14 protein-coding genes and 1 pseudogene are annotated in these 14,103 nt (G+C 68.0%); 10 read left to right on the forward strand and 5 right to left on the reverse strand.

Translation table 11 applies throughout. The features are described from left to right. Positions 1-30: 30 nt before the first annotated feature. On the reverse strand, positions 31-1,014 hold the full coding sequence (locus tag ACIBEA_RS14150) for a phosphotransferase family protein (RefSeq protein WP_399260483.1): 984 nt from the start codon (positions 1,012-1,014) through the stop codon (positions 31-33). Between the two features lie 716 nt (positions 1,015-1,730). Then, positions 1,731-2,195 (reverse strand): SAM-dependent methyltransferase, encoded by a 465-nt coding sequence (locus tag ACIBEA_RS14155; RefSeq protein ID WP_399260485.1) that lies wholly within the window; start codon positions 2,193-2,195, stop codon positions 1,731-1,733. A 245-nt stretch (positions 2,196-2,440) separates the two neighbouring features. Between ACIBEA_RS14155 and ACIBEA_RS14160 the strand changes: the two are divergent. Continuing rightward, positions 2,441-2,677 (forward strand): annotated as a pseudogene (locus ACIBEA_RS14160) (NUDIX domain-containing protein); the annotation flags it as partial. A gap of 140 nt (positions 2,678-2,817) precedes the next feature. On the opposite strand, the gene ACIBEA_RS14165 reads toward ACIBEA_RS14160, so the two are convergent. Both ACIBEA_RS14165 and ACIBEA_RS14170 read right to left on the reverse strand, forming a co-directional pair. Further along, positions 2,818-3,552, reverse strand: a complete 735-nt coding sequence (locus ACIBEA_RS14165) for an HAD family hydrolase (protein ID WP_399260487.1) — start codon at positions 3,550-3,552, stop codon at positions 2,818-2,820. 2 nt (positions 3,553-3,554) lie between these two features. Next, complete coding sequence (locus tag ACIBEA_RS14170; RefSeq protein WP_399260489.1) at positions 3,555-5,069, reverse strand: XRE family transcriptional regulator; 1,515 nt, start codon at positions 5,067-5,069, stop codon at positions 3,555-3,557. 294 nt (positions 5,070-5,363) lie between these two features. On the opposite strand from ACIBEA_RS14170, the gene ACIBEA_RS14175 reads away from it, so the two are divergent. From ACIBEA_RS14175 to ACIBEA_RS14215, 9 genes are all read left to right on the forward strand, one after another. Next, the gene (locus tag ACIBEA_RS14175) at positions 5,364-5,558 is read left to right on the forward strand and encodes a hypothetical protein (RefSeq protein ID WP_399260491.1); all 195 of its coding nucleotides are present in this window, start codon (positions 5,364-5,366) and stop codon (positions 5,556-5,558) included. A 238-nt stretch (positions 5,559-5,796) separates the two neighbouring features. After that, positions 5,797-6,768: a hypothetical protein gene (locus tag ACIBEA_RS14180; protein WP_399260492.1), complete on the forward strand. Its 972-nt coding sequence runs from the start codon at positions 5,797-5,799 to the stop codon at positions 6,766-6,768. A gap of 80 nt (positions 6,769-6,848) precedes the next feature. Beyond that, complete coding sequence (locus ACIBEA_RS14185) at positions 6,849-8,384, forward strand: amino acid permease (protein ID WP_399260494.1); 1,536 nt, start codon at positions 6,849-6,851, stop codon at positions 8,382-8,384. Continuing rightward, positions 8,384-9,829 (forward strand): glutamine synthetase family protein, encoded by a 1,446-nt coding sequence (locus ACIBEA_RS14190; RefSeq protein WP_399260496.1) that lies wholly within the window; start codon positions 8,384-8,386, stop codon positions 9,827-9,829. The genes ACIBEA_RS14185 and ACIBEA_RS14190 overlap by 1 nt, the downstream gene beginning before the upstream one ends. Before the next feature lie 107 nt (positions 9,830-9,936). Continuing rightward, a complete protein-coding gene (locus tag ACIBEA_RS14195) occupies positions 9,937-10,410 on the forward strand; it encodes a hypothetical protein (protein WP_399260498.1) in 474 nt (157 codons plus the stop codon). Positions 10,411-10,625: 215 nt separating this feature from the next. Next, complete coding sequence (locus tag ACIBEA_RS14200) at positions 10,626-11,654, forward strand: phosphotransferase enzyme family protein (protein WP_399260500.1); 1,029 nt, start codon at positions 10,626-10,628, stop codon at positions 11,652-11,654. A gap of 22 nt (positions 11,655-11,676) precedes the next feature. After that, on the forward strand, positions 11,677-12,510 hold the full coding sequence (locus ACIBEA_RS14205; RefSeq protein ID WP_399260502.1) for an endonuclease/exonuclease/phosphatase family protein: 834 nt from the start codon (positions 11,677-11,679) through the stop codon (positions 12,508-12,510). 37 nt (positions 12,511-12,547) lie between these two features. Beyond that, positions 12,548-13,189: a 2'-5' RNA ligase family protein gene (locus ACIBEA_RS14210; protein ID WP_399260504.1), complete on the forward strand. Its 642-nt coding sequence runs from the start codon at positions 12,548-12,550 to the stop codon at positions 13,187-13,189. Positions 13,190-13,397: 208 nt separating this feature from the next. Continuing rightward, positions 13,398-13,814: a LysR family transcriptional regulator gene (locus ACIBEA_RS14215; RefSeq protein WP_399260831.1), complete on the forward strand. Its 417-nt coding sequence runs from the start codon at positions 13,398-13,400 to the stop codon at positions 13,812-13,814. Here ACIBEA_RS14215 and ACIBEA_RS14220 read toward each other — a convergent pair. Then, positions 13,729-14,085: a hypothetical protein gene (locus ACIBEA_RS14220; RefSeq protein WP_399260506.1), complete on the reverse strand. Its 357-nt coding sequence runs from the start codon at positions 14,083-14,085 to the stop codon at positions 13,729-13,731. The two genes, ACIBEA_RS14215 and ACIBEA_RS14220, sit on opposite strands and share 86 nt — an antisense overlap. Positions 14,086-14,103 lie beyond the last annotated feature (18 nt).

A 14,103-nucleotide genomic window follows, 5' to 3' on the forward strand; every position in this document is an offset into this window, starting at 1 on the left:
ATACCGCGCCGTTGGTGGAGGACAGTCATGTCATAGCGACCACCCACGCCTGTCGGCAAGCCAACGCAGTGTGACCTCGCCGCACCATGTCTGGTGCTGTCGAATGTGCGGAGACCAATCCGCCGGGGGGTGTGCGCCAGAGACCAGGAAGAACCCCGAGAGGGCGGCGAGAGCAGAGTCGAGTTGCTCGCCGTCTACTCCTACGGCTGTGGGATGGTCCCGGAAGAGAGCATCGGCATCGTGACCGGCGGCGTAGGCCGTCGCCAGGAGCAGCACCAAGTCGAACCAGCTGGCGCCCAAGCAGGGCCAGTTCCAGTCGCAGATCCACGCGCTACCGCGTGCGTCGATGAGGACGTTGTCCTGGCGCAGGTCGTGGTGCAGCACAGCGCTGCCAGCCACGGCTTGCCGCCAAGCCTCTTCCAGCCTGGCCAGTGCGTCGAGCTTCCCCTTAGGCACCCAGTCTGGGAGGGCGACCGTGTGGGGGCCGCTGGAGGCTTGGGTGCGCCAGTCGTCGAAATCTCCGCCGTCACCGATCGACTTCAGGCCGACCTGCTGGAGCTGTTCCGAGGGGGCGGCGAGAGCTTCAGCGGTGGCCGCGTACGCGTCGAGGGTGGCGGCGAGCTCGTCCGCCTGCCACGGGGCTGCGGGCATGTGGCCGCCCTCAACGGCATCGAAGCCGAGCACAAGCCACCCGTTCTGCTCTTCCACCCAGCGGATACGGGGCGCCGGCACACGTTCGGGGAGCGCCTGGTTGATCAGCGCCTCCCGCCTGTAGCAGTCCGCGACCACGGTATTAGTCGAGGTATCAACTGCCTTGATGAACTCGGAGCCATGGGCACCCTGGATCACTGCGGCGTAGCCGCTGGTGAAGCCACCTCCCGCGCTCCGCTCTGGCTGCACGGAACCACCGAGGTGGCGTGTGACCAGCTCGTGGACATGCGGTGGAAGATCATTCCAGTGTGGTCGTACGGCGGTGGCTGTGTATTGAAGACGCGGGGTGAGGATCTTCGACATGCCTATCAGGGTGGGGGAACCCGGTCCTGCGCGCGACAGGTTTCTGTTGCTAACCGTTCAAGCTTGATCCAACCGGCCATCACCACTACGTAGCGCGCGATGTCCGGGGTCGCACACGGCGCCCAGCAAGCACTTGGAATCGCCGAGGGACGGGGTCTGCGCGCATCCGACAGAAGCTGCTCCGCCTGCGGCCACGCCTTCCGCCGTGGCACAAGCTGGTGGAAATCTCCGAGCCGGACAGGGCACTCGATAGTTTGAAGGGCGCCGGGCAATATTCGCCTCAAAAGGCATGTAGGGGCCCACAGGATCAAACCGCACGATTGTTCAACATGCACTCTGGTAGGCGCCGCCCCGAGCCTGCGCACCCCACAGAACCGGCCGACAGCCGGTCAACTCCGCAGAAAAGGTGCCGCATTGCCCCAGCATCGACTTACCTCGGGGCCAGGACGCTGTAGGGTCCGCGGATTCGTGAGCAGCCGCGAACTCCTGACCTGTGGCGTCGGCGGTTGAGAGCAGTGCTGGCTGGAGGGTCCGGCGGCGGATCATGAGCAATCCGGCCCGGCCAGTGCGGACTTCGCGGGCGGATGCTTCGAAGAAACCGCAGGTCACGAGATCCGTTGCTCACCGAACCGCGGAATTGCTCGGACAGTGCTCATGATCCGCCGACAGTGCTCACGAATCCGCGGAACCTACAGACGCCTACGCACCAGCTGCTCTCATGCCCAGTAGTCCGCCAGCATCTCGGCCGGCCAGCTCGGCTCCCGCACCTCGCCCCGCGGTCCCATCTCCTGGAAGTAGGGCGCGACGTCGTAGACGGGCGTGCCGTCGATGGCATCGAGGTCTACGACGTGGAGGTCCAGGCCCTCGACTTTCACAAGCAGGGGGAAGGACTGAGCCAGCTGGTTCGGTCGACGGTGGTTGCGGTGGACGAAGGTTCCGGTAGGCGGCCAGGCGGGGTTGTTGCGGGGGCTTCGTGCGTGGAGAGCGACATCGGCCGGGGAAGCTTTGTGGAAGTGCCACACGACGACCAGATGCGAGAATTCCTCCAGGCCCTTGACTACGTCGGTCGGAAAGTCCGGATCCAGTCGGATGATCGCGGGACCGCCCCAGTGATCGTCCGTGGGTTCGGTCCGGCCTCCGACTACGATGCCGATCGGCTTGATCTCCAGCGACTGTGCCATGAGCTTCCCCTCGCGCCTCGTCGTGACCTGGTCAATGTACTTGGGCCAGGTAGGCAGCGGCCCGGGCATCTAGGGCGGTGACGGCCGGAAGCCGCGGTGCCGGTACCGGGCAAGCAGACGGCGCATGTCGACCGCGGCCTGGCGGGCACGTCCCGAGTAGATGCCTGCCTCTATCGCGTCCAGGACCGTGCTCCATGTGGCGCACGCTTCCTCGACGTGGCCGTCTGCGACTTGAGGTGCCGGATATGACGATCACCCAGCGAAACGCCAGGGCCAACCTTTTGGACGGCGACGAGCTCGTACTCATCAAGCGGACCAAGCCCGGCCAGGACCCGTACTGGGTGACGGTCGGCGGAGGCGTCGAGGCCGAGGACGCGAGCATTGAGGACGCCCTGCACCACGAGGTGTTCGAGGAGCTCGGGGGCAAGCTGAGCAAGGCGGAGCGGATCGACACAAGTCGTGATCGATACCTCTTCACAGGCAACAGACCTCGTCGACTGGTACCGCCGGCGCGGCTACGCGCCGATCGGCACTTGGCGGTGGGACGTCACCAATTACGACAGCATCGTCCTCATGAAGAACCTCCCGACGACAACTTCTTCGTGAACGGCCGGACAGAACCTTAAGGCTGCCCGCTCGTCGTCGTCAGCGCGGCGATGCCCTCCAGAACCCGTGCCACGTCTGCGAGGGAGTCGAGTACGAGGTCAGCACCGGCCTCAGTAAGTTCGGCGGCCGTGGTCTTGCCCGATGCGATACCGATGACGGGGGCGCCGCCCTCGAGGCCGGTGCGGACATCCTCCCGCGAGTCCCCGATGATCACAGTGTTCGAGCGGGTGAAGACCGTGCCGTACTTGGCCTGGGCGCGTTTCTGAGCGATGGCGACGAGCGCCGGCCGGTGGTGGTCGTCGGAGGCGAATCCTCCGATCTCGGTGTCGAGGAAGCCGGCGAGGTCGAAGGCCGCGAGCTTGAGCACGGCGTTCGGCTTGAGGTTCCCGGTCACGGTGGTCGCAATCAAGCGGGGGTGATCATGCACCGCGCGCAGCGCGGTGGCGGCACCAGACATTAGAACGCCCTGCGCACGCAGGTCCTCAGCGTGTGCGGCGAGGTGGACCGGCAGGAGATCCACCATGCGCGGCAACAGAGCGACGACTTCAGCTTCCGGGACTCCGTTGTCGATGAGGAGCGATCGGATCGCCAGCGGCATGGTGACGCCGGTGCCGCGGGCTGGCAGGTGTTCGGCGGGACGGCCGACGACCTCGGCGAAGGTCTCGCGGTAGACCTGCCGGTCGATGTCGCCGACGTACAACAGCGTGCGGTCGATGTCCCACAGCACGAGGACCTGCTGGGTCTGGGTCACGTTCAGCTCCTTGTACCCGTCACGAGAGCGGCGCGGTCGATCAGCTCCCGAGCGTACGGGTTCTGCCTTAGTGGTTCGAGCTCGCCGAGCATGTCTTCAACGTGCTCGTTGAGACGGGCCGACTGGAGCTGCTCAGCGAGGTCAAGTGCGTGGTGCGCGGTGGCGCAACCCGCTTCGAGCTCGCCCTTCCTGAGGTATGCGGTGGCCGCGCGGGAGAGGAACAAGGCGTTGGTGCGCTGGTCTGCCGGGTTCAGTGCGCTGCGGGCCTTGGTGAAGCTGATGGCAGCGTGGGTCGCATCGTCCAGGTCGAGATAGGCGCTGCCGGACTGGCCGTGGATCTCGCCTTCGTTGATCCAGTACAGCCAGTGGGGGTCGAACTCGGAACGCCCCCGGGCGCAGAGTTCAGCTGCCTCGCCGAGCGCGATTAGGGCTGCCTGCCGTTCCCCGAGTTTGGCGTGCCCGCGTGCCTGCCGGGTCAGCAGCATCGCCTCCAGGGCGGGGGTGCCCAGGGTCCTGATCTTCTCTCGGGCGGCTCGCGCCGCGGTGACTGCGTTGCGCGGCTGTCCGGTGGAGTAGCCGTGGATGGCCAGGTAGGACAGGGCGCCGGCGCCGAGGCGGTCGTCGCCGGAAACCTTGGCCGCGCGGAGGGCGGCGAGCAGGTAGCTCTGGGCCTGGTCGTGGTGCCCGGAGTCGAAGGCGAACCAGCCGGTCTGTGTGGCGGTGTCGGCGACGATGGCGGCCAGGCGGCGGCCGATGTCTTCCGTGTATGACGCCTTCCGTAGAAGGCGTTTGAGGAGTTCGAGGTGGGCGTCGCCGAGCTCGGTGAGGGTGCCGCTGCCGGCGCTGGCGTCCATGATGCGCAGGCGGTCGGTGGTCGCCTGCAGGTTGTCCAATAAGTCTGAGGTGAGCTGGCTGCCGTCCGCAGCGCGTTGAAGGGGCTCTGCCTCGGCGGTGCCCCAATGGTGGACGAAGGCAGTGAGCGCGATGCCGCTCACCGCCAAGAACTGCCGGCGGTCAATCACGTCGCCTCCAACCGCGTTGTCCAAGGCCGCCACCATACGGGCCGCGGTCCAGGGCAGGGTTGGGTCGAGATCTCCGGCCGACTGGTCCGCCGGCCGCTGAAGCGCTCTGCCCACTGACCGTGGGAGCGGGAGCTGGACGAGCTCGGCGGGCGCGCCGACGCCTGCGACAAATTCGATGATCTTGTCGATGTTGGTGAGGCGTCGACTGCCCGACTCCATCATGGACAAGAACGCCTGGCTCAATCCCGTGAGCTGGGCCATGTCCTCCTGGCGCAGCGAGCCTCTCTGTCTGATCAAACGGCTGGCCTTGCCGAAGTCCAAGGCTGCAAGGGCCTGCCGGACATCGACGTCTTGCCACACCCGCTCCGGCACGGCGGGTAACGCGGGAGCGGAAGGGATGCGAGATCGCGCGCAAGCGGAGCAGAGACCGTCTGGGTTGTACTGGCTGAGCCGACAACCGCAGTCGTCGCACTGTCGTAGCACCTGCTGGGCCACCCGGACCTCCCCAAACGAAAGTGCGCCAGCCGCCGGCGTAGTCCGCCGGGAACCGAGATCACCCCAGTGATATCACCAGCGGAATGTGCACACCGGGCGTTTCCTGGTCAGCCTTGTGCCTCAATCAGCCTCTGTTCAGGGCCGATTACCACTCGCAGCACGAGCTCGTCCGGTCCTGTGTACCTCTCGCCCGGTTCGTCGGCAATGCCGCCGGGAAAAGGCTTGGGCTCCGCTGCTGCGGACTTGGGCCGGGAACGAGCCACATCACCGATGGTTCGGAAGGGGGACACATCCGTGGCGGTCAGCATCTCCGCTGTCGTGCTGCTCGCGGTCCTCGTCATCCTCTTCGTCAAGAAGGGCGGACTGAAAGCCGGGCACGCCGTCGTGTGCATCCTCCTGGGGTTCTACCTGGCCAGCTCTTCGATGGCCCCCGCGATCTCGGAGCTCGCGACGAACATCGCGCGCCTGATCAGCGGGATCAAGTTCTAGACCGGGCACTGGCAGTCCGGTGGCTCACTCCGGCCACGCAGCGATCCTGTCCCGCACCAACGTCCCTCTCCCTGCCGAGGAAGCATTCGATGACCGAGAAGAGCATGACGCACCCTTGTGCCGCGATCGAGAGCACGAGGCTTCAGCCTTCCCGGCCCTCGAGTGCGACCGACCCCGGTCGCGAGGCGCACTGATGCGCCCCGTGTACCACCCGGCCGGCACCGATGAAGCCCTCGGTATGGCCATGGTCGAGTTGCAGGCCGGCCGGTGGAGACCGGCGCGTGACTTGCTAGCGGCCACCGGTGGGCAGTGGGGGCTGCGGACGTCGCGTACACAAGTGCTGGCGGTCACCGCTGCCCACTCCGACGTGATGGGCGTGTGGCTGGCGGAGGAGCCGAACAGTTACGACGCCCAGGTGATGCGTGCCCGCGTCTCGGTGGAGCGAGCCCTGCGCGCCCATCACCAGCAGCACGCAGGCGCTGCGGCATTGGAGGAGGCTGCACGGCATGCCTCGCTGATGATGGCGAATCGGGAGCCTCGGGATCCGGTCCCCTGGATCTGCTTGCTCGCCCTCGCCCAGATCGATGGACGCCAGGTGCGACGGGAGCACCGTGAGGAATCGGCAGAGCCGATGCTGCCGAGCGGGCCATGGGGGCTGCTGCACGGAATCAACCAGCGCGACCCGTACAACCGGGAGGCGTACCACCGGATACTGCAATTCATCCTGGCCCGCCCCGTCCCACCGGCGGCCTCACTCGCCGCGGTCTTCGACTTCGGCCGATGGGTGGCCTCGTGGTCGCCGGCGGGTTCCCCGTTGCTGCTGTTGCCGCTGTACGTGCTCGTCGAGCAGTGCCGGCAGCAGTCCCTCCAGCATCGTGCCGATCCGCTGTGGCGACGGCAGTGGGCGCAGGATCCGACGATCACGCACACGGTCAAGGCGTTCCACCACTGGTTCAAGCAGACGGACACCGCGCCGCGATCGGTGACGGACCTGCACCACCTGGCGTACGCCTTGTGGGCCGGCCACCGATTCGTGGAGGCCTCCGAGGTGTTCACAGCCGCGGGCACCTACGCGTCGCGCGAGCCGTGGGCATCCGTCCACGAGGACCCGAACCATCCCGACGGCGGAGAGGCTCTGCTGCTGCGGGCCCGCCGGGAGTCCCTGTCCTTCGCACGCACCCACGCGCCTCGCGCCGGACCGGTGCGCTGACCGCCGCGCACAGCAAAACGCGGCTTGGCATGCACCTGACTCTTTCTTACTCGTTCCACCCATTCCATGGAGGATGTCCTGTGTTACGAACACGCCCGGCTCGCCGCGCGGCGGGGGCCCAGTCAGATGACGCGTTCCTTCGGGAACTGGGTTACGAGCCGGTGCTGGCCCGCCGCATGGGGCCCTTCGGCAACTTCGCCATCAGCTTCTCGGTGATCTCCGTACTGAGCGGCTGCATGACCCTGTACGGCTTCGGTCTCACGACCGGGGGGCCCGCCGTGATGATGTGGGGCTGGGTCGGCGTCGGCGCGATGGTGATGCTCGTGGGCGCGGGACTGGCCGAGGTCACCTCCGCTTACCCCACCTCGGGCGCCCTTTACTACCAGGCCGAGCAGCTCGGCGGCCGTAAGTGGGGCTGGTACACCGGCTGGCTCAACCTGCTGGGCCTGCTCGGTGCGATCGCCGGAATCGACTACGGGGCCGCGCTGTTCACCAGCGCCTTCCTGAACCTGCAGTTCGGCTTCGTCCCGACGCCGGGCAAGATCATGGCGATCTACTTCTGCATCCTCGCGCTGCACGCCACCCTCAACCTCTTCGGGGTCCGGCTGGTAAGCATCCTGAACTCCGTCAGCGTGTGGTGGCACCTGGGCGGGGTCGCCGTGATCGTCGGGGCGCTGGCCATCGTCCCGTCGCACCACCAATCACCGTCCTTCGTCTTCGGGGAGTTCGTCAACAACACCGGCTGGTCCAGCTCGCTGTACGTCGTGCTGATCGGGCTGTTGCTCGCCCAGTACACCTTCAGCGGGTACGACGCCTCCGCGCACCTGTCGGAGGAGACAACCAACGCGCAGGTCTCCGCCTCCCGCGGCATCGTGCGGGCGATCGGCTGGTCGTGGCTGGCCGGGTTCGTGCTGCTGGCCGGGCTAACCTTCGCGATCCAGGACTACGCCGGCACCCAGGCCACCGCGACCGGGGTGCCGCCCGCGCAGATCTTCCTCGACGCCCTCGGCGTCGCCGGCGCGAAGGCCCTGCTGCTGCTGGTGATCGTCGCGCAGCTGTTCTGTGGCAACGCCGAGACGGCCGCCGCCAGCCGGATGGTGTTCGCCTTCTCCCGGGACGGCGCCCTGCCCGGATCGCGGATGTGGCGTCACGTCGATGCCCGCACCGGCACTCCGACCCGCGCCGTGTGGCTGTCGGTCGCCGTTGCCGCGGTCCTGGCGCTGCCATCGCTGTACAGCCCGACCGCGTACGCCGCCGTCACCGCGATCAACGTCATCGGGATCACCCCCGCGTACGCGATCCCGATCTATCTGCGGATCCGCAACCGTCACCGCTTCCAGCCCGGCCCGTGGAACCTGGGCCGCTGGGGCGTGCCCGTCGGCGTGGTCGCCGTGGCCTGGGTGGTCTTGGTGACCGTGCTGTTCTGCCTGCCCCAGACCCGCCCGGAGGCCGGAATCGTCTCCGTGACGACGTTCAACTACGCGCCCATCGCCCTGCTGGTCGTCCTCACCATGGCCGCCCTGTGGTGGCGGAAGTCCGGGCGCGACTACAAGGTGCCGACCGCGTCCGCCGACGCCGGCTCGGACATGGCCAAGATCCAGGACGAGGTGGTGTGATGACACCCCAGCCCACCTCTGCCGAGGCGGCATCACGCCCGAGCAACACGGTTCAGCGCGACGCCGAGACTACGTCGACCTCCCGGCAGCGGCCGGCCCGCGCGTTCAACGTCGACGAACTGCGCAAGGCTGTCGGCGCCGGCCTGATCGACACCGTTCTCCTCGCCGTACCGGACCTGCAGGGCCGACTGAAGGGCAAGCGGTACGGGGCGCGGCACTTCCTCGACCGCGTCCTCGACGGCGGCGCCGAGATGTGCGCGTACATCCTGGCCACCGACGCCGACATGACGCCGTCCGACGGCTTCGCGCTCACGTCCTGGGCGAGCGGGTACGAGGACCTGACCGTTGTGGCGGATCCCTCGACGCTGCGGATCCTGCCGTGGATGCCGCGAACCGCGCTCGTCCTCGGCAACGCCGTCGACCTCGACGAGGATCCCATCGACGTCGCACCCCGGCAGATCCTGCGCCACCAGCTGACCCGCCTGGCCGCCCATGGACTGCACGCCCAAGCCGGGCTGGAGACCGAGTTCGTGCTCTACCACGGCAGCCACACCCCGGATGCCCGAATCGGCCACGGGGGACTCGTGCCCGTGACCGCGGAGAACCTGGACTACGCCCTCGACCACACCCCGGAGGCCGACCGGTTCTTCCGGCGCCTCCAGGGCTCGCTGGCCAAGGCGGGCATGCCGGTGGAGGCGGTCAAGACGGAAGGCGCGCCGGGCCAGGTGGAGGTCACCTTCCCCTACGGTCCCGCGCTGCCCGCGTGCGACAACCACCTCGTGTTCAAGCACGCTGTGCGCACCCTGGCCAGCCGCTCGGGCATGACGGCCACATTCATGGCCTCCCCCCAGACCGGCCTGGCCAGCGGCCTCCACCTGCACATCTCCCTTACGCGCAGCGGCAACCCCATGCTCAACCATCCGGACGGACGACTCTCGGAAATAGGCGAGCAGGCCGTCGCCGGGCTCCTGGCCGCCCTGCCCGGGCTCGCACCGCTGTACGCGCCGAACACCAACTCGTACAAGCGCTACGCGCCCAGCTCGTTCGCCCCCACCCGCATGACGTGGGGCTGGGACAACCGGACGTGCGCGGTACGCATCGCCGGCCACGGCACGGGCCTGCACCTCGAGGTCCGCGTACCGGGAGCGGACGCGAACCCCTACCTCGCCCTATCCGCGGCCCTCGCGGCGATCACCCACGGCATCGAGCGGCAACTCATCCCCCAGGCGCCCTGCACCGCCAACGCCTACGAGGCCGCCGACGCGCCCCTGCTGCCCCTGACCCTCGGCCAGGCCCGCTCCGCCTTCCGGCACAGCCCCGTCGCCCAGGAAGCGTTCGGGAAGGTGGTAGTCAATCACTACGCCCACCTCGCGCAGCTCGAACTCGACCACCACCGCGGCACGGTCACCGACGCGGAGCAGACCCGCTGGTTCACCCGCGCCTGACCGCGCGCCACCGAGACCAGGCCCCGGCCGGGAGAGTTCCCCCCCTCGACCGGGGCCTGCCCAACCAGCATGCCGAGCCACCACCACCGCTACGGAAGGCCCGTCCCATGTCCGCACGGCCCGCCACGGCCGCCTCTCATCCGACCCCCGCGCAGGTGAAGATCGCCGGAAAGCTCGCCCAGGGCATGAGCACCGCCAAGGCGGCGGCTGAACTGGGCCTGTCCGAGGGCACCATCTCCATCCAACTGTCCCACGGCAACCGGCGGGCCGGCGTACGGCACCGCCACGCGCTGCTCCACGCCTGCTACGTCACCGAACAGCTGCCCCGACCAGAACAAACGGGGCCACCGCCCGGCGGCGTCGACGACACCGAGACCAAGATCCTCTGGTCCCTCGCCCTGGACGGCACCTACGCCGAGATCGCACAGCACGTCGGCCTGTCCCACGACGCGATGAAGAAGAGGATCCGGGCGCTCCGCAGGCGGTGGAGAGCCGAGCACGACCCGCATCTGATAATGCTCGGCTGGCAGTTCGGGGTGCTCGACGCATCCAACGGAACCGGTGGGCGCAACGTCGCGTGACCGGACTCCGGCGGCGCTGTGACCGCTGGCAAGCTACACCCCACACATCGCGACAACACTTCGCACCCGCCATACCACCCCGCGTGATCCTCGTGGGTGGCCGGCCAACCTGAAGGGCGCACCGGCATGACCAACATCCCCGCGCGGATCAAAGACCTCCGGGCGCACTACAACCAGCGCCGCATGCACTCCCCGTCCAGCAGGCGGTGACCGTCATGGGGGAAATGAACTCGGAGGACGAGATGACGGCAGAGGTGCTGGCCGACCGGTACGGCATCGAGGCCGAGTCCGTCGAGCAAGTCCCGATGGGCACCGACACCGTCAACTGGCGCGTGGTGACGTCCAGCGGGGAACGGTTCTACGCCAAGGAGTACCCGGCGACGGCCGATCTGGAAGCGGTCCGAACGGCATGGGACATGTCGGAATTCTGCCGGGCCGCTCGGCTGCCGGTCCCGCGGGTGTGGCCCGATCTGGACGGCAATCTGCTCAGCATGGCCGACGGTAACCCGTGGGCCGTGGTCGAGGAGGCCCCGGGGAAGGTCGCGACGTCCGCGATGACGGTGGCACTCGCGGAGCACACCGGCATGGTCCTGGGCCGGATGCACCGGGTCCTGGCTGCCTACCCTCTCCCCCGGCGCCGCCAACACGTGCGATGGCGCACGGGGTCCGTCGAAGATGCCCTGGCCAAGTGCGACACGGCCCTGGACACCGCCCGCCGCCAGCAGGCTGACAACCTCGACCAGCTGCGGGACCAGATCAACCAGCGGCGCGAGGACCTGCACACCCAGGTCGGCCGGCTGAGGACCCACCTGCCCGAGGACTTCGTCGAGCAGGCCCTGCACGCCGACTTCAGTCGCACTAACCTGCTCGTCAAGGCCGGCGCCGTCACCGGCGTCATCGACTTCCGAGCCGCCAGAGCGGTGCCTGCCTGGGAGCTCGGGCGGGCGGCGTGCGACCCGCGCACCCTCGCCAACTCCGACCAGTGGGCCGACTGCGTGCTGGCGATGGCCGCCGCCTACCGGTCCGAGAACCCGACCCTGCCCGTTGCCGAGGTTCGGCATTGCGCGCGGATCGCGCTGCTGTACATGCTGTTCAGCTTCTACGGCGCCACCACCGCCGAGTACGACCTCCCGGACGAGGCCGAGGCGGACCTGCGACGGTACTGGTCGGAGCGGCAGACAAGCATCCGGCGGCTGATCGAGGGCCTGGCGGATCTCGAAGACGCACTGGCCGGACACTCATGACTAAACGCCCGGAGGCCCCCTGATGCTGCTCACCGTCCTGATACAGAACACCTGCGAAGGCGGCCACAACCGATGGCCTCTCCTCGCCGAACGGATCTCGGCGGCGCGGCCCGATATCGCGCTGCTGCAGGAGTTACAGGGCTGGAGCTCCGCGGGCCACCGCCAGACCGTACGTGCCGAGCAAGACCTCGACATGGAGGCCCTGCTCGCCCCGTCCCGAAGCGGACTGGGCACCGGCGTCCTCTACCGCCGCGCGACCATGGGCCGGCGCGTCTACTGGAACACCGACTACGCGGCCGATGAAACCCACCACGGCCTCGGCACAGCCGGCTTCGACATCCCCGGGCTGCCCGATCCGCTGGCCGTCACCTCCGTTCACTTCACGCCTTACTCCGCGGACAAGGCGATCACCGAGGCCGACTTCGCAGCCTCCCGCAGCTACAAACTCGGCCCGTACGCCATCCTGGGCGGCGACATCAACTACCCTCCGCAGGACGGGCCGCAGCCCAACTACGCACAGATGCGCCCGTACAACCTCGGCTCCCGCACCCTGCTCACCGACCCCAAACGCCAGGCGGACCCGCAGCCGGACCGGCGAGTGGCGTGGAAGCTGCACGCGAACGGGTTCCGTGAGGTGGCCTGGGAGCTGTACCAGCGCACCGGCGACGAGACGCTGCTGCGCCCCACGGGCACGGATGACCGGATCGACCAGATCTGGGTGAGCGCCCCCCTGGTCCCTGCCCTCATCTCGTACCGTCTGCTCGACGCACCGTCGGCGGCGAGTGATCACCACGGCGTGGCGATCACCCTCGACACCGGTCTGATCGACACCGACCATCCCTGGACGTACCGCTAACCACCGCCCCACCGCCCCGACGCGAGGAGAATCGTCTGTGCGCGACTTCTGGGAGACACACCGCTGGCCGGCCGGTGAGCACCGCGCCCACTGGCACCTGACCTTCGAAGGGCAGGACGACGTCCACCGCTTCGTACGCGACCACCGGCCACTGCTCGACGAGCATCCCCAGCTGACACCCGTGCCGGTCGAATGGCTGCACGCCACCCTCCAGTCCATCGGCCCCGTCACACCCGAACAGGCCCTGGCACTCACCGACGCCGCGCATGCCGCTGTCGGCGAAATGGGAGCTTTCGATATCCAGGTCGGGCCCGCCCAGGCCATCCACAACGGCCTCGTCGCCTCCCTCTACCCCGAGGAAGCACTCTCCGACCTGTACGGGGCGCTGCGCGACGCCACCGAGGGCGTCCTCGGCGCCGGCACCCTCGGATCCCGGCCGCAGCGGCCCTGGCCTCACGTATCGCTCGCATACTCGAACTGCTGCTGGCAGGACGAAGACTTCCGCAGAACCCTGGTCAAGGACGTTCGACCCAAGCGTGCCCGGATGACCGTCGCGCAGGCCTCGCTCGTGGACCAACAGCAGGACTGGCGCAGCCTGTACTCCTGGACGACGATCGCCACGATCCCGCTCGGCACGGCGTCCGACCGCGGCGCCGGCGACAGCGGAGAGCGCCGGTGAAGCGGTTCACGCCCTCGTTCCAGGGGCGGCCTTGGAACGGCGACCGGGTGCTGCATGTGTACGCACTGCCCGACCAGGAGACCGACGCTGCGCTCCTGGCCCTCGCGGACGTGTAGGTTCGCAATTCGGACGCCCCTTTCTCATTGACGGTGGCCCTTGTCCGGCCCATGGGACACCGATGTGAGACGAACGCGCTCACCTGCGTCGGCTGAGAACGTTGCTCCGCATTGCCGGACACCCCACGTACGCCACCGCCTGCCAGGCGCTCGGCCTCAGCACAAGCAGCGTCACCAACCACCTCCTTCGCCTGGAAGCGGATCTTGACGTCCAGCTGCTTCAGCGAGCATCGAAGAAGCGGCCCATACAACTCACCCTCGGGCAGCGTGTGATCGATGCCACCCTGCCGTTGGCCGGCGCAACTGGGCATCCTCCCCGAGGACACCGAACGCTTGCGCCATCTCCCGTGGCTCAGCGCCATGATCCGCAGCAGGCTTCAGCTTGCGCGGGTGCCTTCAAGCGGTGTGGCTACGCGGCAGCGCTCAGGATTCGTCGAGTTCGACCCTTCGCTCTCTCGGGATCGGGTCAACGTTGCCATCGGCATCAAGGGTTTCCTCTGTCCAGGTAATGGTTGCTTCCTTGATCCCGCGTTTCCCGCCGAGGTAGCGCTTGATCTGATCGGCGGCCACGTCAACCGTAATCCCGACCGGCACCGTCAGCAGGAGAGTCAACAACTGCATGCCTTCTCCCCCTCGCAGCTTGTTCTCGGGATCAATACGCAGGCCAATGCCGTTGTCGGAGACGGGTGCGTCCGCCGCACCAGCCGCTTCCGCGTCCGCCTCGATGGCGGAGATGAGGGCCTTGGCGTTGTCGGTCTCTAGGTCCAGGAAGTAGTCCATCGGTGCTCTCCCAGCCAT

This window comes from Streptomyces sp. NPDC051555 (assembly GCF_044454405.1).
Lineage (GTDB): Bacteria > Actinomycetota > Actinomycetes > Streptomycetales > Streptomycetaceae > Streptomyces.

Excerpts from the sequence above, each read along its gene's own strand:
- ACIBEA_RS14150 (WP_399260483.1), bottom strand. The coding sequence starts at position 1,014 with ATGTCGAAGATCCTCACCCCGCGTCTTCAATACACAGCCACCGCCGTA.
- ACIBEA_RS14155 (WP_399260485.1), bottom strand. The coding sequence starts at position 2,195 with ATGGCACAGTCGCTGGAGATCAAGCCGATCGGCATCGTAGTCGGAGGC.
- ACIBEA_RS14180 (WP_399260492.1), top strand. The coding sequence starts at position 5,797 with ATGGCCATGGTCGAGTTGCAGGCCGGCCGGTGGAGACCGGCGCGTGAC.
- ACIBEA_RS14190 (WP_399260496.1), top strand. The coding sequence starts at position 8,384 with ATGACACCCCAGCCCACCTCTGCCGAGGCGGCATCACGCCCGAGCAAC.
- ACIBEA_RS14195 (WP_399260498.1), top strand. The coding sequence starts at position 9,937 with ATGTCCGCACGGCCCGCCACGGCCGCCTCTCATCCGACCCCCGCGCAG.
- ACIBEA_RS14200 (WP_399260500.1), top strand. The coding sequence starts at position 10,626 with ATGGGGGAAATGAACTCGGAGGACGAGATGACGGCAGAGGTGCTGGCC.
- ACIBEA_RS14205 (WP_399260502.1), top strand. The coding sequence starts at position 11,677 with ATGCTGCTCACCGTCCTGATACAGAACACCTGCGAAGGCGGCCACAAC.
- ACIBEA_RS14220 (WP_399260506.1), bottom strand. The coding sequence starts at position 14,085 with ATGGACTACTTCCTGGACCTAGAGACCGACAACGCCAAGGCCCTCATC.